At 65.5% G+C, this 19,794-nt stretch carries 12 protein-coding genes; 6 read left to right on the top strand and 6 right to left on the bottom strand.

Going from position 1 to position 19,794, the window contains the following annotated elements; translation table 11 throughout:
• The first annotated feature begins 58 nt into the window (after window positions 1-58).
• The 6 genes from ACPPVV_RS04130 to ACPPVV_RS04105 all read left to right on the top strand — a co-directional run bounded on the left by ACPPVV_RS04130 (window position 59) and on the right by ACPPVV_RS04105 (window position 10,782).
• A complete protein-coding gene (locus ACPPVV_RS04130) occupies window positions 59-2,311 on the top strand; it encodes a glycosyl hydrolase family 95 catalytic domain-containing protein (RefSeq protein ID WP_426703162.1) in 2,253 nt (750 codons plus the stop codon).
• A gap of 19 nt (window positions 2,312-2,330) precedes the next feature.
• The gene (locus ACPPVV_RS04125; protein ID WP_426702207.1) at window positions 2,331-4,154 is read left to right on the top strand and encodes a putative 2OG-Fe(II) oxygenase; all 1,824 of its coding nucleotides are present in this window, start codon (window positions 2,331-2,333) and stop codon (window positions 4,152-4,154) included.
• On the top strand, window positions 4,151-6,415 hold the full coding sequence (locus ACPPVV_RS04120; RefSeq protein ID WP_426702206.1) for a glycoside hydrolase family 65 protein: 2,265 nt from the start codon (window positions 4,151-4,153) through the stop codon (window positions 6,413-6,415). Before ACPPVV_RS04125 ends, ACPPVV_RS04120 begins: the two co-directional genes overlap by 4 nt.
• A gap of 82 nt (window positions 6,416-6,497) precedes the next feature.
• Window positions 6,498-8,156: a trehalase family glycosidase gene (locus tag ACPPVV_RS04115; RefSeq protein WP_426703161.1), complete on the top strand. Its 1,659-nt coding sequence runs from the start codon at window positions 6,498-6,500 to the stop codon at window positions 8,154-8,156.
• A gap of 62 nt (window positions 8,157-8,218) precedes the next feature.
• Window positions 8,219-9,310 (top strand): alpha/beta hydrolase, encoded by a 1,092-nt coding sequence (locus tag ACPPVV_RS04110; protein ID WP_426702205.1) that lies wholly within the window; start codon window positions 8,219-8,221, stop codon window positions 9,308-9,310.
• Between the two features lie 74 nt (window positions 9,311-9,384).
• The gene (locus ACPPVV_RS04105) at window positions 9,385-10,782 is read left to right on the top strand and encodes a sigma-54-dependent transcriptional regulator (RefSeq protein WP_426702204.1); all 1,398 of its coding nucleotides are present in this window, start codon (window positions 9,385-9,387) and stop codon (window positions 10,780-10,782) included.
• Between the two features lie 12 nt (window positions 10,783-10,794).
• Here ACPPVV_RS04105 and ACPPVV_RS04100 read toward each other — a convergent pair whose 3' ends face one another.
• The 6 genes from ACPPVV_RS04100 to ACPPVV_RS04075 all read right to left on the bottom strand — a co-directional run bounded on the left by ACPPVV_RS04100 (window position 10,795) and on the right by ACPPVV_RS04075 (window position 19,756).
• Window positions 10,795-12,057 carry an ABC transporter permease gene (locus ACPPVV_RS04100; protein WP_426702203.1) on the bottom strand — a complete coding sequence of 421 codons (1,263 nt, stop codon included), beginning with the start codon at window positions 12,055-12,057 and terminating at the stop codon, window positions 10,795-10,797.
• Window positions 12,054-13,385 (bottom strand): ABC transporter permease, encoded by a 1,332-nt coding sequence (locus ACPPVV_RS04095; RefSeq protein ID WP_426702202.1) that lies wholly within the window; start codon window positions 13,383-13,385, stop codon window positions 12,054-12,056. Before ACPPVV_RS04095 ends, ACPPVV_RS04100 begins: the two co-directional genes overlap by 4 nt.
• A gap of 43 nt (window positions 13,386-13,428) precedes the next feature.
• Window positions 13,429-14,967 carry a response regulator gene (locus ACPPVV_RS04090; RefSeq protein WP_426702201.1) on the bottom strand — a complete coding sequence of 513 codons (1,539 nt, stop codon included), beginning with the start codon at window positions 14,965-14,967 and terminating at the stop codon, window positions 13,429-13,431.
• A gap of 121 nt (window positions 14,968-15,088) precedes the next feature.
• The gene (locus ACPPVV_RS04085; RefSeq protein ID WP_426702200.1) at window positions 15,089-15,535 is read right to left on the bottom strand and encodes a response regulator; all 447 of its coding nucleotides are present in this window, start codon (window positions 15,533-15,535) and stop codon (window positions 15,089-15,091) included.
• A 16-nt stretch (window positions 15,536-15,551) separates the two neighbouring features.
• A complete protein-coding gene (locus tag ACPPVV_RS04080; protein ID WP_426702199.1) occupies window positions 15,552-17,333 on the bottom strand; it encodes a sensor histidine kinase in 1,782 nt (593 codons plus the stop codon).
• 92 nt (window positions 17,334-17,425) lie between these two features.
• Entirely contained in the window at window positions 17,426-19,756 is a 2,331-nt protein-coding gene (locus ACPPVV_RS04075; RefSeq protein ID WP_426703160.1) for a GH92 family glycosyl hydrolase, read from the bottom strand.
• Window positions 19,757-19,794 lie beyond the last annotated feature (38 nt).

Raw genomic sequence — 19,794 nt, 5'->3', positions numbered from 1 at the left:
TGAACTCGAACTGCACGCCAGCCGCGCCCTGCCTTGTGACCCGAGGAGCAACGTCGAGATGATTTCGTTACGCCACCATCTGCTTGCCGGCATCGCCCTGGGTCTGTCGCTGGCCAGCGCAAGCACGCGCGCAGTGGCCACCGATCCCAGCTTTCTGCTCACCGGCACCGCGGAAAATTTCGGCACGTATTTCCCCAGCTACCTGGCCAACGGTTATTTCTCCACCATGACTTCGGTTCGTGGCACCGAAGGCAACCGCGCGTACATGGTCGCGTTCATGGATTACCAGCCCGGCGATATCGCACGCCCCGCCGCGATCCCCGGCTGGAGCGAGATCGACTACAACCCCGGCGGCGGCTGGCTCAATTCGACCCGCATCGACAAGAAGATCTTCGCCGACTACACGCAGAGGCTGGACATGCACGACGGCACGCTGTCGACGAGCTACCGATTCGTGTACGCCAACAAGTCGACCGACGTGAAGGTCGTGACGTTCGTCAGCCAGGCATCGAATCATCTGGCGGCAACGCAGCTCTCCATCACGCCGCAGTTCGATGGCTCGGTGCAGTTGACCTTTCCGATCCGGCTGTGGTCGGAACACCAGCCACGTTTCCCGATCGCGACGATGACCGGCGACGAGATGATCGCCGCGGTGATCGCCAGCGGCCAGACGCTGGACAACAAGCCGGTGCCGACGCCAGACCGCGCCGCCGTCTGGTATCCCGGCTACACCCGCGTACTGGCCAGCGACGGTGAGACGAAGGCGCTGACGCTGTGGCTGGACGGCCGCGCCGAACACGGCCTGACCATGGCCGAAGCGGCGGCGATCGAGTTGCCGCCGGGCCTCACGATCGAAAGCGTGAAGCTGGAAAAAGGCCCGTACAAGCTGTCGCTCAACCTCATCGCCAAGGTGCGGAAGGGGCGAACCTATACCTTCACCAAGTACATCGCCGCGTCGCGCCAGAACTGGGGCGGCAGTGCCAATGACGACGTGATGCTGGCGAAGGCCGCGCGCAAGCGTGGCTTCGCCGCGTTGCTCGCCGAACACCAGGCGGCCTGGCACGCGCTGTGGAAATCCGACATCGTGGTCGACGGCGACGCGGACGTGCAGCGCGCCGTGCATTCGGACCTGTACTACCTGCTGTCCAATTCCACGGTGGGCACGGCGTGGCCGATGGGCGCCTGCGCACTGACCCCGGGCTACGCCGGCCACGCCTTCTGGGACAGTGATTCTTGGGTGTTCCCCGCCCTGCTCCTGCTGCACCCGGAACGCGCCAAACCGATCGTGATGTTCCGCGACCGCACCATGCAACCGGCGCGCGAGCGCGCGAAACAGTACGGCGTGAAAGGCACCATGTATCCGTGGGAAGCCGATCCGGAGACCGGCGTCGACCACACGCCGCACTTCGCCTACGACGTGTACCGCGAGATCCACGTCAATGCCGACATCGCGATCGCGCAGTGGCAGTACTACCTCGCCACCGGCGATGACGCCTGGCTGAAGCAGCATGGCTGGCCGGTGATCCACGAGATCGCGCAGTTCTGGGCCAGCCGGATCACCTACAACAAAGCGCAGGATCGCTACGAGATCGAGCACGTCACCTCGCCCGACGAAGCCTACAACGACGTGCCGAACGACTCGTTCACCAATGCCGCGGCGCGCAAGTCGCTGCAGCTCGCGATCGAGGCCGCGAAACTCGTCGGTGCCACGCCCGATCCGCAATGGGCCACGATCGCCGCGAAGATGTATATCCCGTTCGATGAGAAGAACCAGCGTCATCTCGACTTCGACGCCTCGGTACCGCACGACAAGATCACCTGGATGGGCTCGTCGCTGGCCTGGCTGATGTATCCGAACCTCGACCTGCCGATGTCGGCGCAGGTGCGCCGCAACGACTTCGCGTTCCAGCTGCACGAGCTCAAGGTGCACGGCGACGACCCGAACGAGATGATGATGGTGATGCTTGCCGTCGGCACCGCCGAACTGGGCGACAGCAAGGCCGCGGGTGAGTGGATCCAGCGCAACCTGGTCGGCTTCCTGAAGCCGCCGTTCAACGTGCGCACGGAAACCGTGGCGAACAACGCAGGCTACCTCCTCGCCACTTCGGCCGGCTTCGTGCAGAGCTTCGTGTATGGACTCAGCGGCCTGCGCATCGAAGACGATGGCCTGGCCGAGGCGTATGCGCCGGTGCTGCCGCCGGGGTGGAAATCGCTGACGTTGCGGAACATCAGCTTCCGTGGCCGCCACTACGACATTCGCATTGATCGCGGTGCCGATGGCAAAGCGAAGCTGACGCGCACGGCGCGTTGAACGAGGGGTCGCCGAGCCGATGTCCACGTTTCCGCCGACGCTGCTCGATGCCATGCGCGACGTCAACGCGTTGCTGCAGGGCGGTGACCTTCGCCTCGCGCACGACCAGCTCGCCACGATCGTGGAGGAAAACCCCGGGTGTGTCGAAGCGCTGCGCCTGCTCGCCGGCACCCGGCAGGCCTGCGGCGACATCGCCACCGCGGAGGCTCTGCTGCGCAAGGCGCTGGCGCTCGACCCGAACTGGACGCCAACCCTTGCCACGCTGGGCGAACTGCTGCTCAACGGCGGCCGCAGCAGCGAAGCCGAACCGATGCTGCGGCGCGCGGCGCAGCGCCTGCCTCGCGCTGCCCTGGTACTTGCACGCCATTACAATGACCAACAGCGCCCAGCCGAAGCGCTCGCGCTGGTCGCGCCCATGTGCGCCGATGGACAGGTCGATGCCGAGCTGGCAACCCAGCATGTGGCCGCGCTCGCTGCGCTGGGCCGACAGGACGAGGCCGTCGCGTTCTATCGTCGCCTTGTAGAGGCGTCGCCCGGCAACCTGGCCGCGACGCATGCGATGGCGATTGCCCTTGATGCAGCAGGTCGTCCTGCCGAAGCCGAGCACGTTGCCAGCCACGTGCTGGCCCGCGGGCACCGGACCGCAGCTGCCCACTTCACCCATGCGCGCAGCCTGATCGCGCTCGGCGATTTCGATCGCGCCGAAGCCGCCTTGCGCGACGGCCTGCAACTGGAACCGCGCCGGGCCGATGCGCACAGCCACCTCGCTCGGCTGGTGTGGATGCGCAGCGGCGACCGCGCGCAGACCACGGCCACACTCGACCAGGCCTTGCAGACCTTTCCCCGCGACGACGCGTTATGGGCCGCCAAGGCCGCGATCCTGCAAGGCGCCGGCGACGCGAGAAATGCCTATGCGTGCCTGGCGACACAGGCCGCGCAGGCGCAGGCCGCCCCGGCATTGCTCGTGCGTGCAGGGCTGGCCGCACTGGAATTCGATCCGGCGACCGCGCGGACGCTGGCCGAGCGCGCGCTGCGCATGTCATCGTCCAGTGCCGCGCGCAGCCTGCTGACCGCCGCCCTGCTCGGCATTGGCGATGCACGCAGCGCGCTGGACCAGTGCGAGATCCTGCTGGCCGGCGCGCCCGACGATCAATACCTGATCGCATTGCAGACCACCGCCTGGCGTCTGCTCGGCGACGCACGCCATCTGGCGTTTTGCGACTACGCGCAGCTGGCGCTGCCGCAGCAGCTGCAGGCACCCGCACCGTGGCTCGATCTGGCCAGCTTCCTCGCCGACCTTAAACGCAGTCTCGAACGCCTGCACGATCCGCACGGCCACCCCTTGTTGTTCCAGTCGCTGCGCCATGGCACCGAGACGACTGACGACCTCGCCCGCAACGCCGACCCGGTGATCCAGGCGCTGTTCCAGGCTTTCGACACGCCGATCCGCAACTACCTCGCGCACATCGGCCACGGCAGCGACCCGTTGCGCCGCCGCAACGACGGCAGCTACCGCTTCAATGGCAGCTGGTCGGTCAGGCTGCGCGCAACGGGTTATCACAACAACCATGTGCATCCGCGCGGCTGGATTTCCTCGGCCTTCTATGTCGATCTGCCCGACAACATGGCGGCGTCGAACCATGACGGCTGCCTGGCGTTCGGCGAACCCGGCATCGCAACGACTCCGGCCCTGCCAACTCGGCACGTGATCCGCCCCGAGCAGGGCATGCTGGTGCTGTTTCCGTCGTATTTCTGGCACGGCACCGTGCCGTTCACCAGCGAGCAGACGCGCCTCACGGTCGCGTTCGACGTGTTGCCCGACCTGCGCAGGGAACACGCATGAAATCGTCCGCCCGCATGCTGGCGTGGCTGGCGCTGGCCGCCTCCCCGGCCTTCGCCGCCACCGATCCCGACTTCCTGTTGAGCGCCACCGCGAAGGATTTCGCCAGCTACTTCCCGGGCCAGCTGGCCAACGGCTATCTCTCGACCTTCACCGCACCGCGCGGCACCGAGGGCAACCTCGCCTACCTGGTCGCTTTCATGGATTACGCGAAGGACGACATCGCGCGACCTGCCGCCATCCCCGGCTGGACCGAGATCGACTACAGCACCGGCCAGTCAGTCGCCGGCCATTTCTGGATGAACCAGGTCGATCTCTCGCCGGCAGTGTTCAAGGGCTACCGGCAGACGCTGGATCTCCACGACGCCACCCTGACCACGCGTTATCGCTATCTCGACCACGGCAGGACCACGGCGGTCGAAGTGACCACCTTCGTCAGCCAGGCTTCGCCGCACCTGGCCGCCACACGACTCTCGATCACGCCGAATTTCGACGGCGAGGTCGAGCTTTCGTTCGCACTCAACACCTGGGCCCCGCATCAGCCGCGTTTCGCGCTGGGCAAGTTGAGCGGCGAGCAGATGCAGGAACAGGTCGCCTCGCGCAATCTGAAATTGCAGGCGGTCCCGCCCGCCACGCCGGACCGCGCGCCGCTCTGGTATCACGGCGACACCCACGTGCTGGACAGCGACGGCGATGCGCGCGACCTCACGCTCCGGCTGGACGGCCGCGCCGAACAGGGGCTGGCCATGGCCGAGGCCGCGGCAATTCAGTTGCCGGAAGGGTTGACGCCGCGCGAAGCGCGGTTCTACCGCAGCGACTATCGCCTGGCCCTGAACCTGCGCGTGCCGGTGCGCAAGGGCATCACCTACACCTTCACCAAGTACGTCGCCGCATCGCGCGAAGGCTGGGGCGGCGATGCGGCCGCCGATCTCGCGTTGGCGAAGGCGGCGCGCAGCAAGGGTTTTACGACGCTGCTGGCGGCGCACCAGGCGGCATGGCGCGAGCTGTGGCAGACCGACATCCGCATCGACGGCGATCCGCAGGCGCAACGGATCGTGCACTCCGACCTGTACTACCTGCTCGCCAACTCGACCCGCGACACGGCATGGCCGATCGGTGCCTGCGGCATGACCACCGGCTATGCCGGGCACACCTTCTGGGACAGCGATTCGTGGGTATTCCCGGCGCTGTTGCTGCTGCATCCGCAACGCGCGAAATCGCTGGTGATGTTCCGCGACCGCACCCTGCCGGCCGCCGAACAACGCGCGCGCGAACGCGGCCTGCGCGGTGCGATGTATCCGTGGGAGGCCGATCCGCAGAACGGCAGCGAGCAGACCCCGCACTTCGCCTATGTGCTGGGCGAGCGCGAAATCCACGTCGATGCCGACATCGCGATCGCGCAGTGGCAGTACTACCTGGCCAGCGGCGACAAGGCGTGGCTGCAGCAGCATGGTTGGCCGGTGATCCGCGCCGTCGCGCAATTCTGGGCCAGCCGGGTGACGTACGACGCACAGCAGCAGCGCTACGAAATCCTGCACGTCACCTCGGTCGACGAGGATTACAACGACGTACCGAACGACACCTTCACCAACGTCTCCGCGGCCAAGGCGCTGCGCATCGCCGGTGCCGCCGCCAGGGTCGTGGGCACCACGCCGGATCCGCGCTGGGCGGACATGGCCGCGCGCATGTATGTGCCGTTCTCCGCGAAGGACGGCCATCATCTGGATTTCGACCCCAGTGTGCCGCACGCCATCGACTCCTGGGGCGGCAGCGCCCTGCCGATGCTGGCCTATCCCTCGCTCGACCTGCCGATGGGCGCGGCGCTGCGCCGACGCGACTTCGACTATGCGCTGGCACCGATCACGCAGTCGCACCGCGATCCCAACAGCATGGGGTTGGCACCGACCTCGATCGCGGCCGCCACACTGGGCGACAACGCCGAAGCCAGCGCGTGGTTCCAGCGCAACATCACCGCCAACGTGCTGAAGCCGCCGTTCAACGTGCGCACCGAGACCGCGAACAACAACACCGGCTACTTCCTCACCGCCGCGGCCGGGCTGTTGCAGAACATCGTCTATGGTTTTTCCGGATTGCGCATCGAGCAGGACGGCCTCGTCGAAGCGTATCCGCCGATGCTGCCGCCGAAGTGGAAATCGCTGACGCTCAGGCGCGTCGCCTTCCGCGGCAAGTTCTACGACATTGCGATCAGACGCGATGCCCATGGCAAGGTCGGCCTGACCCGCACCTTGCGCACCACCCCATGAACCGGGAGTAGCAGACATGATCGACTCATCCAGCCACGCTTGCGGAAAAGCCCCCACCGCCGTCCTGCGGCATCCTCGCTTCATGAAGACGCTGACCGCGCTGCTATTTTCCGCCTCCGCGGCAACGGCCATGTCGGCCACGCCGAATCCGGCGAAGACGCGCGTGTATATCGACAAAGCGTGGACTACCCTGACGCGCTCGATGGACGACTGCGCCGCGCTCGCCGACACCAAGGTGGCCGGCCATCCGGTGCTCTATCTGCCGGCGAAGCTGCCCATGTCGACGCGGCTCGCCGAGGTCGGCAAACGATGCGGCGTCGACGTGCGTACGTTGCCGCGCGCGATCGACCGACTTGGCGATATCGATGCCACCAGGCTACCCGCGCAGGGCGTGCTCTACCTGCCGCACCCCTACGTCGTGCCCGGCGGCTTCTTCAACGAGATGTACGGCTGGGACAGCTATTTCATCGTGCTCGGCCTGGTCGCCGACCAGCGCACCACGCTGGCCAGGAACATGGTCGACAATGCGCTGTTCGAGGTGGAGCACTACGGCGGCGTGCTCAACGCCAACCGCACCTATTACCTCAGCCGCTCGCAGCCGCCGTTTCTCAGCGCGATGATGGTCGCCGTGCTCGACGATCCGGCGAGCTTCCCCGATGCCGAGGCCAGGCGCGCCTGGCTCGCCCGCGCGTATCCGCTGGCCGTGCGCAACCACGACATCTGGACGAGGCCCGAGCATCGCGCCGGCGACACCGGACTGGCGCGCTACTACGACCTGGGCAGCGGCCCCGTGCTGGAAGCGCGTGACAGCGAGTACTACCGCGGCGTTATCAAGTGGCTGCGCGCGCATCCCTCGGAGGATCCCGGTTACCTCATCAAGGCAATGGAACACCCGGACGAGGCCGAAGCCGCGCGCCTGAAGCAGGCGAGTTGCGACGTACGCGCATCGAAGGTCTGCGCTGGGTCCTGGCTCGACGGTTACCGCCTCACCGCCGACTACTACCACGGCGACCGCGCCATGCGCGAATCGGGCTTCGACACCAATGCGCATTTCGGACCCTTCGGCGGCTCCACCCATCACTACGCCGGCGTGGGCCTGAACAGCCTGCTCTACCGCTACGAACGCGACCTGCACGACTTCGCCCTGCAACTGGGCAAGGTCGGCGAAGCCGAACGCTGGACCAAGGCAGCCGATGCCCGCAAGGCAGCGATGGATCGGTACCTGTGGCGTCCGCAGTCCGGCATGTACCGCGACTACGATTTCGTCGCCGGCAAGTCCTCGCCCTGGCCGTACATCACCACGTTCTATCCGCTGTGGGCCGGCGCGGCCTCCACGCCGCAGGCCGCCGCGGTGCGCGGCAAGCTGGCCATCTTCGAACGCAAGGGCGGCCTGAGCATGGACAACCGTCCCGCCGGCGTGCAGTGGGGCGACCCGTTCGGCTGGGCGCCGACCAACTGGCTGGCGGTGTCCGGCCTGGATCGCTACGGCTTCCACGACGACGCGCAGCGCATCGCCGGCAAGTTCGCGGCCACGGTCGACCGCGGCTTCGCCGACGACGGCACCATCCGCGAGAAATACAACATGGCACTGGGCAATGCGGACGTGAAGGTCAGCGCCGGCTACAGTCAGAACGTGATCGGCTTCGGCTGGACCAATGGCGTGTACCTGAAGCTGCAGGGAATCCTGCACCACGCCGATGCCAAGGCCGTACCCGCCGCCGCGACCGTCAACGCGAAATGACATCCACGCGCGCCGTCGCCGGGCGGCTACGGCAATCCGTTGCCGCCATAGAGGAAAGAGCCGTGCACGCGACCCGTCATGCACACCCCGCCGGAAATCATTGGCTCCGCACCGCGTTGCTCGGCACGGCACTTTTTTGCACGAGTGCGTTTGCGCAGCACACCCCATTCGGCGTGAAGGCCGACGGCAGCGTGACCACGCCCGGGGCAAACATCCCGTACTCGGCATACGCCTCGCCGCAAGCACGCGCCTTCTTCCCGCGGATGCTCGCCGCGGGCAGCAAGGCCCCACCGTTGACCGCGCCGATCGCGCAAAGCCGCGACTTCTACGACCGCCTCAACAGCGATCGCGCCGCGCGCATGGAAAAGCTCTACCCGGTGACGACCCATCGCGAAACGATCGCCGGTGTCGTTACCGACGTGGTAATGCCCAAGCAGGGCATCGCCGCGAAAAACCGCCATCGCGTATTGATCAACCTGCACGGTGGCGCCTTCCTGTGGGGCGCGCACGGTGGCGCCCTGGTCGAATCGATACCGATCGCCAGCCTCGGGCGCATCAAGGTCGTCAGCGTCGACTACCGGCAGGGCCCGGAACATGTGTTCCCGGCCGCCAGCGAGGATGTCGAGGCGGTCTACCGTGCCCTGCTCAAGCAGTACCCGGCGAAGAATATCGGCATCTACGGCTGCTCCGCCGGCGGCGTGCTAACCGGCGAGGCGGTAGCGCGGATCATCTCGAAAAAGCTGCCGGTGCCGGGAGCGGTCGGCACGTTCTGCGGTTCGCTCAGCGAGCTGGCTGGCGACTCCACCTACATTGCGCCCATGCTCAACGGCGATCCGCCGCCCGCCGGACCGCTCAAGCTGGCCGACCTGCCGTACTTCAAGGGTGCCAGCGCCAGCGATCCGCTGGTGTTCCCGGCCAACTCGCCCGCGCTGCTGGCGAAATTCCCACCGACCCTGCTGATCACCGGTACGCGGGATTTCACCATGAGCTCGGTACTACGCAGCCAACGGTTGCTGACCGCCGCCGGGGTCGATGCCGAGCTGCATGTCTGGGACGGCATGTGGCATTCGTTCTTCTCGGACCCGGAAATGCCCGAATCCCGCGAGGCGTACGCCGTGATGGTGAGCTTCTTCGATCGCAGGCTGGGGCGTTAGCAGGCGCGGACAGTCTTTGCCCCGCAAGGCGGGGACGGGTATTCTCCGTGGTATCGATAGCCACGCGCCGTGCCATGAACCCACAGACCGTCCTGGTCATTGACGACGAACGCGACATCCGCGAACTGCTGACCATCACCCTGGGGCGGATGGACCTGCAAGTCGATGCCGTCGGCACCGTGGCCGAGGCCCGGCGCGCCCTGGCGGAACGCAGTTACGACCTGTGTTTCACCGACATGCGTCTGCCGGACGGCAACGGCCAGCAGGTCATCGAACTGATCGCCGAGACCTGCCCGGACATGCCGGTGGCGATGATCACCGCCTACGGCAACGTCGACGCCGCGGTGAATGCGCTGAAAGCCGGCGCATTCGATTTTGTCTCCAAACCGGTCGACATCCAGATGCTGCGCGGCCTGGTGCGTACCGCGCTGCGGCTCGCCGAGGAAAAGCGCAACGGCGGCGTCGCCGCGAAAACCGGCGACTCCGGCGAACGCCTGATCGGCGACTCGGCCGCGATGCAGCAGGTGCGCACCACCATCGGCAAGCTGGCGCGCAATCAGGCGCCGGTGTACATCGCTGGTGAATCCGGTGTGGGCAAGGAGTTGGTGGCGCGACTGATCCACGAGCAGGGACCGCGTGCCAGCGGCCCGTTCGTGCCGGTCAACTGTGGCGCGATCCCTTCCGAGTTGATGGAAAGCGAATTCTTCGGTCACCGCAAGGGCAGCTTTACCGGAGCCGGCGCCGACAAGGAGGGGCTGTTCCAGGCTGCCCAGGGCGGCACCCTGTTCCTCGACGAAGTGGCCGAACTGCCGCTGCACATGCAGGTGAAACTGCTGCGTGCCATCCAGGAAAAGGCCGTGCGCCCGATCGGCGGTCGCGACGAGATCCCGGTCGACGTGCGCATCCTTTCGGCCACCCACAAGAACCTTGGTCAACTGGTCGAACAGGGACAGTTTCGCCAGGACCTGTTCTACCGCATCAATGTGATCGAGCTGCGCGTACCGCCACTGCGCGAACGTCGCGGCGATGTGCCGCAGCTGTCCAGCTTCATCCTGCGGACACTGGCCGGCAAGAGCGGTGAAGCCGTCGGTCAGCTGTCGATCACGGCGCGCGAGACACTCGAGGCATACGACTTTCCCGGCAATGTGCGCGAGCTGGAAAACATCCTCGAACGCGCCATGGCGATGTGCGACGGCAGCACCATCGAAGCCGCCGATCTGATGCTGCCGCAGCGCAGCGCACGGGCCGGGCAGGACGCATCCGCCACATCGGGTCATGACGCTGCGCATGTCGCCGCGGCACCGGCCGCCAGCGCCAATGGCGGGCTCGACGACTACATCAGCAACCTGGAACGCACGGCCATCGTCAAGGCGCTGGAAGAATCCCGCTACAACAAGACTGCTGCCGCCCGCAAACTCGGCATCACGTTCCGCGCGCTGCGCTACAAGTTGAAGAAGCTCGGCATCGACTGATCGCGGCGCGCCTCACACCGAGCGCGTCGCCTCCACCGGCGGCACCGCAGCGCCGCGCCGCGCGGGACCGAAAACGGCCAGCTGGCCGAGCAGCCACAGCAACAGCGCGCCGACTGCGAGCACCCACAACGGCATCCTCGGCAGCTCGTAGTGCGTCATGAGCGACAGGTTCGCGGCAATGCCGAGTGCCACGCCCAACACCACGCCAATGCCGACGATCAGGGCGTTCTCGGTCTGGAAATAACGCAGGATATCGCCACGCGTCGCACCCAGTGCACGCCGCACGCCGATGGAACGACGCCGCTGGCCGACCCAGAAGCTGCTCAGTCCGACGATGCCGCCGGCGGTTGCCAGCAGCAGCAAAACGCACATCGCGCCCATCATGATCGCCACGCCGCGATCGGTGGCATAGGCGTTCGTGCGTGCCTGCGCCAGCGTGACCATGCCGTCTTCCGGGCTGATCAGGCGCATGCGATTCTGCGCAACCAGGGCGGCTGGCGCCGCGTGCATGACCGCCTCCAGTTGCCCCGGCTGCGTGCGCACCAGATAAATCACCCCGCCGGCATAGGCCGCCCCGTCGTCGGCACTGGCGTAACGCGCCGGTACCAGCACGGTGTCCTCATCGATCGAACGTGTGCTGCTGCCCGCGTAACTGCCCTCCAGCCGATCGACCACGCCGATGATCGTGCTGGGACCCTCGTCCCTGAGATAAACGCGCTGGCCCACGGCCGCGCCGCCGGGGAACAGCTTGTGGGCCAGGTCGCGCGTAATGATGATGACGGCCGGCACCACCTTGTCGTACGGGCCGAGGCTGCCAATCTCGTCGGCGCGGAAGTTGCGGCCCGCCACCAGTGCGATGCCGAACGTGTCGAGCGCGTGCTCGTCGGCAAAATAGGAAAGCGCCAGCTGCAGCTTCTTCTGCTCGACCCGATGCTTGATGCGTACCAACCCGCCGCCGCCTTCTTCCAGCGGATAGGCCTGGCTGGCAAACGCGTCGCGCACGCCCGGCAACTTGCGCAAGGTCGCCAGATCGGCGCTCATCTGCGCATGAATATGTGGCACGTCGGGCTGGCCAATCCACTGGTTGTTGATCGCGAACAGATGTGCCTCGTCGGTGCCGCTTGGGCGCGACAGGTGCACCACCCGCGTCTTGACGATGAACAGCGCGTTGCTGACCACCGCCAGGGTCAGCGCGATCTGCAGCACGATCAGCAGCGTGGCCATCTTGTGCCGGCGCAGCGCGGCGATGATCGGTCGAATCTGCATCGTGTTCATCCGTTCACCTTCAGCTGCCACGCCGGCTGCACCTGAGCGGCGCGCCAGGTGGGATACAGCGCGGCGATCAAGGTGGCGAGCACTGCGACCAGCACGGTCAGCAGAAACAGTGGCGCATCCAGCTGCGCCAGCCGGGCGATCTCCGGTTCGAACACCTTGCTGATACCAGCCATGCCCAGCGCCGTCAGCAACAGCCCCAGCACGCCACCCGCCAGCCCGATCGCCGCAGCCTCGACCAGAAACTGTCGATAAATCGCCCCGCGCGACGCCCCCAGCGCGCGCCGCACGCCGATCTCCGGCGCGCGGCGCATGAAGCGGGCCAGCATCAGGCCGACCACGTTGACGAGACAGATCAATAAAAAACTCACCGAGACGATCACCGACAGTGCCGACGACTTCGGTATCACATTGAAATTATCCTGGTGCAGCCACTGCATGACATCGGACAGCCGCACGTTCGGTGGCCAGTCAAAGCGGTCGAGGTGTTGCTGCTCGGCCGCGTAGTTGCTCAGCCAGTCGTGGTAATGCGCCACGTCGGCGCGCGTGGGCAGCTCCACCCAGGCCGCGATCCATGCGCATTCGCTGTGCAGGATGCTGCTCCAGTCCGGCAGGTCGGGATCGACGGTATTCGTGCTGCAATAGAACTCGCCGGTGGTGGCTTTCTGCAGATCGATGGCGCGGCTGAACGGAAGATAGAGCTGCCGTGGGTGGCCGAAGGCATCGTATGTGCTCATCACGTCGAAGTAGCGTGGGCGTGGATCCCAGTCGTCCAGCACACCGACGATGCGATAGACGTGCGCATCCAGGTTGATCTCGCGGCCCACGCTGTCGGTGCCGCCGAACAGCTTCTGGTTGAGCGCGCTGCTGATGACGACCACCGGCGCGCGTTGGTCATCATCGCTGGCTGACCAGCCGCCGCCGTAGCGGAACCGCGCATCGAACATCGCGAAGAAATCGCTGCTGACCGCATCGCCTTCCTGCGGAAACGGCTGCTGTCGCACGTCGTTCGGCAGCACGGTCCATTTGCTGCCGTAGATCAGCACCTGACGCCGCGCCTGCTGTGCCTGCAGCAGCGCTTTGGCATCGATGTAGCTGAGCAGGACCGGCGGCTGCCCCTTCCAGTTGTGCGCAGGCCCGAAGTTGTCGATCTGCGGCACGAACAGCTGGTTCGATTTCCACGGGATCGGGTCGGCGGCGGCCGCGCGAAACACCGCGAAGGTGACCATGCAGGTGGCCACGCCGCAACCCATCAACACCACCACGAGTGCCGTCAGCGCCTTGCTGCGCCGGCAACTGCGCAGGGCCAGATCGAAGTAGTACGTCAACAAGGACACCCCCTGAGTGCACTGCGCGCGACGTGAAACGGGTGGACTAGCTGCCGTTGTCGGCAGCTCCCAATGCCTTGCGCAAAGTGCGCAACAACACCTGGGTGGAAATCGGCTTGTCGATCACGTAGAGGTGTTTGAGCGACGGCAGTTCGTGCAGGTCCGGCGGCTCGCCGGAACGGGCCAGCAGAACCACCCCGCCGGCATATCCCTGCTCGATCAGCGCGGCCAGGGTTCGCACGCCCGTAAACAAGTTCATGTCGGCATCGAGCACGACCACCTCCGGCAGGCCGCAGGCCTCGATCCACTGAAGCGCGGCGGTACCGCTCTGGCTGGCATGCGCCTGGTAGCCGTAGGCGTCGAGCGTATCGGTCAGCAGGGACAGCTGACCAGCCTCTTCCACGACCACCAGCACGCTCTCGGCCGAACCCTCCAGTCCTTCGTCGCGATCGCCCGCTTCATGATCGGCAGCCAGCTCCAGCAATGGAATGTACAGGTCGAAGCGGGTGCCGCGGCCCGGCACGCTGTCCACCCGCATCACGCCGCCGTGACTGCCGACGATGCGCTTGCACGACAACAGGCCAAGCCCGGTACCGGTTTCCTTGGTGGTGAAGAACGGCTCGAACAAACGCTCCAGCACCGCCTGATCCATCCCCGGTCCGTTGTCGATGACGCTGAGGCAGAGATATCGAGCCTGTCGCGGCTGTTCCTCCGGCAGGAAGAAGTCCTCGGACAACTCGGTCTGCGAGGTCTCGACACTCAGCTTTCCGCCGTCCGGCATGGCCTGGATCGCGTTGAGGCACAGATTGAGCAGGCATTGCTGCAGTTCGGTGTGATTGCCCTCGAAAGACAGTTCCGGATCGTCGATGACCAGTTCCATCGCCACCGAGCGCGGCACGCTGCCCTGCATCAGAAGGTCGAACGCGCTGAACAGCGCACCCAGTCGCACCTGTTCCGCGCGCCGCGCGCCGCGCGCGAACGACAGCATCGAATGCACCATTTCCAGGCCGCGTTTGCCGCAGTCGCGCACCAGTTTGCCCAATCGCGCCAGACGCGGATCGTCGTGGTAATCCTGCAGGCTGTCGCCGGCGAGCAGCAGCGGTTGCAGCAGGTTGCGCAGATCGTGGCTGAGCCCGCCGGCGAGCATCGCCAGGCTTTCGAAACGCTGCGCACGGACCAGCTCCGCCTCGGCGCGCCGGCTTGCTCGGCGGGCGTCGGCCTCGTTCAGTGCACGGCGCACCGCACTGGCCAGTCGGGCCGGATTCTGCTTCAGGATGTAATCGGTGGCGCCATTGCGCAGCGCCTCGATCGCCGCGTCCTCGCCGAGGGTGGCGGAGACGAAGATGAACGGCAGATCATCGTCACGCTGTCGCAGCAGCTCGAGCGCACGCTGGCCGGAGAAGCCCGGCATGCTCAGGTCGGACAACACGATATGCGGCTTGAATTCGTTCAGTGCGGCGACGAAGTTGGCCTCGTCGTCGACCAGTCGCACTTCGTAGCCGATCTGGTCGGCATCGAGCTCCGCCAGCACAAGCTCGGCGTCGAGCTGGCTGTCCTCGACTTGCAGCACGCGAACAGCCGGCATTGCCCGATGCGACCGATTTGGCATAGTCATTCCCGCAGCCGCTCTTGTGTGGTTCCCGAAGCCGGGAAGCTGCTCACGAACTGTAGTGCACCGCCACGTCCCTGGGTCACGACTCGATCGGTCACTCCTGCTCGGGAGCCTGGTTAAGCACAGCCCAGAATTGTCCCAGCGTGCGCACTGCCTCGAAGAACTGATCGACGTCGACCGGCTTGATCACATAGGCATTGGCGCCGAGGTCCCAACTGCGCGCCAAATCGCTTTCCTCGCGCGAGGACGACAGGATCACCACCGGAATCCGCCGCATCCGCTCATCCGAACGCATCTGGGTCAGCACGTCCAGTCCGTTCATGCGCGGCATCTTGATGTCGAGCAGCACCACCGCCGGATCACCGGTTTCACGCGACGCCCAGGCGCCGCGGCAATACAGATAGTCCAGGCATTCCACGCCGTCTTCCACATGCACAACCGGGTTGGCCAGATGGGCCTCACCCAGCGCGTCCATTGCCATCTCGGCATCGGCCATGCTGTCTTCCACCAGCAGGATGGTACGCAAATCTTTCTTGTTCATTACGGGATCTCAATGATCAATTATGTGTCCCGGCCGCATCGGTGGCCGGCAATGAAAAATGGAAACGGGCTCCCTGCCCCGGTTCGGCATCGGCCCATACGCGGCCACCGTGGCGCGCCACGATCCTCCGCACATTGGCCAGCCCGATCCCGTTGCCCGGAAATTCCGATGCGCGGTGCAAACGCTGGAAGACGCCGAACAACTTGTCCGCATACTGCATGTCAAAACCGGCGCCGTTGTCGGCTACGGTGAATTCATAGTCGCCATTGCGCCCCTGTCGCACGCTTACTTCCACGCGCGCCACCTCGCATTGCCCGGTGTACTTGACCGCGTTGCCGAGCAGGTTCTGCCATACCGTGCGCAGCATATTCTCATCGCCGATGACCATCGGCAATGGTGCGATGGTCCACGTGATGCGCCGGTCCTCCAGACCCGCCTCCGCCAGCGCGCTGGCCTCCTCGACCAGCGACTGCATGTCCACCGCCTGCAGCCGCAACGCGCCCCGGCCAAGCCGCGAAAACACCAGCAAATCGTCGATCAGCAGGGCCATCCGTTGCGCGGAACTGCCGATCACATCGAGATAGTGGGCCGCCTTTTCGTCGACGTGCTCACCCAGTTGCTGCTCCAGCTTCCGGGCAAAACCGGCAATATGACGCAACGGTGCGCGAAGGTCGTGTGAAACCGAATAACTGAATGCTTCCAGTTCTCGGTTGACGTCGGAAATCTGGCTCACTTTGCCTTCGAGCTGGCGGTTGAGCTCATTGACTTTCTGCTCGGCCAGGGCGCGGGTAGTGACGTCGCTCACCGTCAGCAGCAATGCGGGCTTGTCGATGTCGCCCTGCATCAGGCGCCGCGCGTTGACCACCACATGCCGCTCGACTCCGTCCACGGTGCGCTGGATCATGTCGTAGTCCCACAACTCGCGGTCGCGCAGTAACACGTCGCTCAGCCGCTGCAGCAGAACACGGTCGTTCCAGGCGCCTTCGCCGATCTCGGCCAAGGGCTGGAGGCCATGTTTCGGATCCAGGCCATACATGCCGATGAATGCGTTGTTCACCAGCAAGGTGTCCAGGTTTTCGTCGAACAGGGCGATCGGCTCGCGCACGGCCTGGAAGATCAATTGCGAACGCAGTACCGCCCGGCCCTCGCGTCCCTCGGCCAGCTGACGCTGACCGATCTGCCGCTCCGACATGACGACGATGATGGTAAGCAACAGCAGCTGCGCCAGCGCCGAGGCCCCCAACACGATCCGACCATGGAACCCCTCGCGGGTGGCGACCGCCTGACGCTTCTGCAGCAGGAGGTCCTCGTCGCGCACGATATCGGCGATCTTGTCGCTGACGACAAACAGGTCACCGGCGTCGCGCAACGATTGCCGCGCACCGGCGACATCGCCGTTGTGCAACCGGGCCAACGCCTGGCTCATCAGGGCGATACGACCATTCAGGGAGCTTTCCAGCGCGCCGATCTGGACCTGCTGGTCCGCGTTGTCCTGCGTCATCACCCGTAATTGCTGGATCAGCGCAGGCACCCGATCGGCGGCGAACTTCGAGCGTTCCCGGGTTATCGCATTGTCATCGCCTGCCAGCAGTCGATAGTCGGCCCCTTCGCTGTCACGCACCAGATAGGCCAGTTCGTAGGTCACTGCCTTCACGGCGTTGGAATGGATCACCCATTCCGTGGCACGTTCCGTCTCGCGCGACGTGGAAAGCGTAACGATATAGGGCAGGCCCACGATGGCCAGTACCGCGATCAACAGGCCGGCGGTGCGCCAGCGCAGGATTCCTCTGGTTTTCATGCCGCTGGCACCATCGACAAATCCGCCACGGGTAAAGAGCCGTGGCATTCTGCCATGTTTTCAAGCGCCGTCCATGGCGCCACCGGCGTCGCTCACCGGCCGTAATGACTCACTGCCGTCGGCCGCGCCGCGTCCGTGCTTCCCCAGGTTTTGTTCGGCTCGGCCTGCATCGTGAAATGCAGTTCGCCACCGGCGACGATTTCGCCGTGATGGAGATAGGTTCGCGTGAGCGGCTTGCCGTCGAGTGTCACCGAGCCCACGTACGGATGCGCATCATCCAGCGGCGAGGCAGTGACCGTGAAGGTATGGCCATGATCGAGATGGAGGGTGGCCTTCGCCACGAATGGCCGACCGATCGCGTACTCGTCGCTGGCAGGCGTGACCGGATAGAAACCCAGCGCACTGAAGACGTACCAGGCCGACATCTGGCCCAGGTCGTCGTTGCCGGTGAGGCCGTCGGGCCGCGCGGCGTACTGGCTGTCCATGATCTGTTTCAGGCGAGCCTGGGTCTTCCACGGCGCACCGGCGTAGTCGTAGAGGTAGGCGATGTGATGGCTCGGCTCGTTGCCATGCGCGTACCAGCCGATCAGGCCGGTGATGTCCTCGACATTCTTGAAGTGCGCCGGGTCAATCTTCGCGTCAAACAGCGCGTCCAGCTTGGCAATGAACTTCGTGTCACCGCCCATCGCGCTGGCCAGGCCGGCCACGTCCTGCGGCACGTACCATGAGTACTGCCACGCGTTGCCCTCGGTGTAGTCGCTACCGTAACCGGCGGCTTCCGGATCGAACGGATCGCGGAACTTGCCGTCGCTCAGGCGCGCCCGCATGAAGCCGGTTTTCGAGTCCCATGCCTGGCGCCAGTTCGTGGCTCGTTTCGCGAATGTGGCGGCGACTTCCGTCTTGCCCATCGCCTTGGCCATCTGCGCCAATGACCAGTCGTCGTAGGCATATTCCAGCGTTTTCGAGGCGCCCTCGGGCTCCTTGTCGATCGGCACGTAACCGAGCTTCATGTAGTCGGCCAGGTCGCCGTAAGGCGCATAGGTGGCGCTGGCCACCATCGCGTCGAGCGCACGCTGGGCATCGAAACCACGCACGCCCTTGATGTACGCATCGGCGATCACCGGCACAGCGTGGTAGCCGATCATGCACCACGTCTCCAGGCCCTGGTATGCCCACACCGGCAGGATGCCGAACGGACTGGCCTCGCGTGCGGCGATCAGCGACTGGATGAAATCGGTACTGCGTCCGGGGTTCAACAAAACCATCAGCGGCTGCTGAGCGCGGTACACGTCCCACAGCGACCAGGTCGAATAGAACTCGAAACCCTTCGCCCGATGCACCGCATGATCCGGCCCGCGGTAGTCGCCGTTGACGTCCATGCTCAGCGTGGGCGACAACATCGCGTGGTACAGGGCGGTATAGAACAGCGTCCGGGTGGTTTCGGGCGCATCCACGTCGATCACCGCCAGCGCCTTGTCCCAGGCGCTCTTCGCCTCGGCCCGACGTGCGTCGAAATTCCAGCCCTGGCCATCCTGGTCGAGGTTCGCAACCGCGTTTGCCTCGCTCACCGGCGAGATCGCCACCTTCACTTCCAGCGGCTTCTTCAGCTTGCCGAAGTCGAATACGCCGACCAGCGCGCGACCGTTCTGCGCATCACGGTCCTCAGCCTGGTTGCCCGGCCCCTTGAAACCCTTGTAGCCGACATCGGTTTCGCGATTGCTCAACTCGCGCGACGTCATCGGCTGCGAAAAGCGCATCGCGAAACAGAGCTCGCGCCCCGGTGCCCAGCCGCGCGTGGTGCGGCAACCGGTGACGGTGCCATCGGTGTGCACGCGCAAGCTCGACCAGAGCACCTTGCCGGCGTAGTCATAGATGCTCGGACGCAGGTCCAGCAACACGTGCGCCGGCTTGCCGGTCGGGAAGGTATAGCGATGCCAGCCGACGCGTCGCCCGGCGGTAAGTTCGGCGCGCACGCCATAGTCGCTCAGGGTCACCGCGTAATAACCGGCCTGCACCACTTCGCTGTCATGCGAGAAACGCGAACGGTAGCCGCTGCCCGGCTTGCTCGGATCGCCCGGATCAAGCTTTACCTCACCGGCAATCGGCATCACCAGCACGTCACCCAGATCCGAATGACCGGAACCGGAAAAGTGCGTATGCGAGAAACCCATGATGCTGCTGTCGCCGTACTGGTAGCCGGCAGCCCATTTGTACGCGTGCTTCACGTCCGGCATGGCCGTGTCCGGACTGAGCTGGATCATGCCGAACGGTACGGTGGCACCTGGGAACGTATGGCCGTCGCCACCGGTGCCGATGCGCGGATCGACCATGGCGGCATGGCCGGTCGACGGGGCCGCGAATGCCGTCACCGATGCCAACGAAGCGATGCCGAACGCGGCGCCCAGGGTCGCCCACAAGGGCATGCGGTAAAGTCGGGCAGTCATCGGCGTCCTCGGGAGGT

Origin of the sequence: Rhodanobacter sp. Col0626, from assembly GCF_049994385.1 — a bacterium.
In the GTDB taxonomy this organism is placed as follows: domain Bacteria; phylum Pseudomonadota; class Gammaproteobacteria; order Xanthomonadales; family Rhodanobacteraceae; genus Rhodanobacter.
The sequence above is the reverse complement of the archived record's forward strand: the minus strand, read 5'-3'. Positions and strand labels throughout refer to the sequence as shown.

Bases quoted from the DNA above. Each gene is read 5' to 3' on its own strand.
- ACPPVV_RS04130 (WP_426703162.1), top strand. From the start codon at position 59: ATGATTTCGTTACGCCACCATCTGCTTGCCGGCATCGCCCTGGGTCTG.
- ACPPVV_RS04125 (WP_426702207.1), top strand. From the start codon at position 2,331: ATGTCCACGTTTCCGCCGACGCTGCTCGATGCCATGCGCGACGTCAAC.
- ACPPVV_RS04120 (WP_426702206.1), top strand. From the start codon at position 4,151: ATGAAATCGTCCGCCCGCATGCTGGCGTGGCTGGCGCTGGCCGCCTCC.
- ACPPVV_RS04115 (WP_426703161.1), top strand. From the start codon at position 6,498: ATGAAGACGCTGACCGCGCTGCTATTTTCCGCCTCCGCGGCAACGGCC.
- ACPPVV_RS04105 (WP_426702204.1), top strand. From the start codon at position 9,385: ATGAACCCACAGACCGTCCTGGTCATTGACGACGAACGCGACATCCGC.
- ACPPVV_RS04100 (WP_426702203.1), bottom strand. From the start codon at position 12,057: ATGAACACGATGCAGATTCGACCGATCATCGCCGCGCTGCGCCGGCAC.
- ACPPVV_RS04090 (WP_426702201.1), bottom strand. From the start codon at position 14,967: ATGCCGGCTGTTCGCGTGCTGCAAGTCGAGGACAGCCAGCTCGACGCC.
- ACPPVV_RS04085 (WP_426702200.1), bottom strand. From the start codon at position 15,535: ATGAACAAGAAAGATTTGCGTACCATCCTGCTGGTGGAAGACAGCATG.
- ACPPVV_RS04080 (WP_426702199.1), bottom strand. From the start codon at position 17,333: ATGAAAACCAGAGGAATCCTGCGCTGGCGCACCGCCGGCCTGTTGATC.
- ACPPVV_RS04075 (WP_426703160.1), bottom strand. From the start codon at position 19,756: ATGCCCTTGTGGGCGACCCTGGGCGCCGCGTTCGGCATCGCTTCGTTG.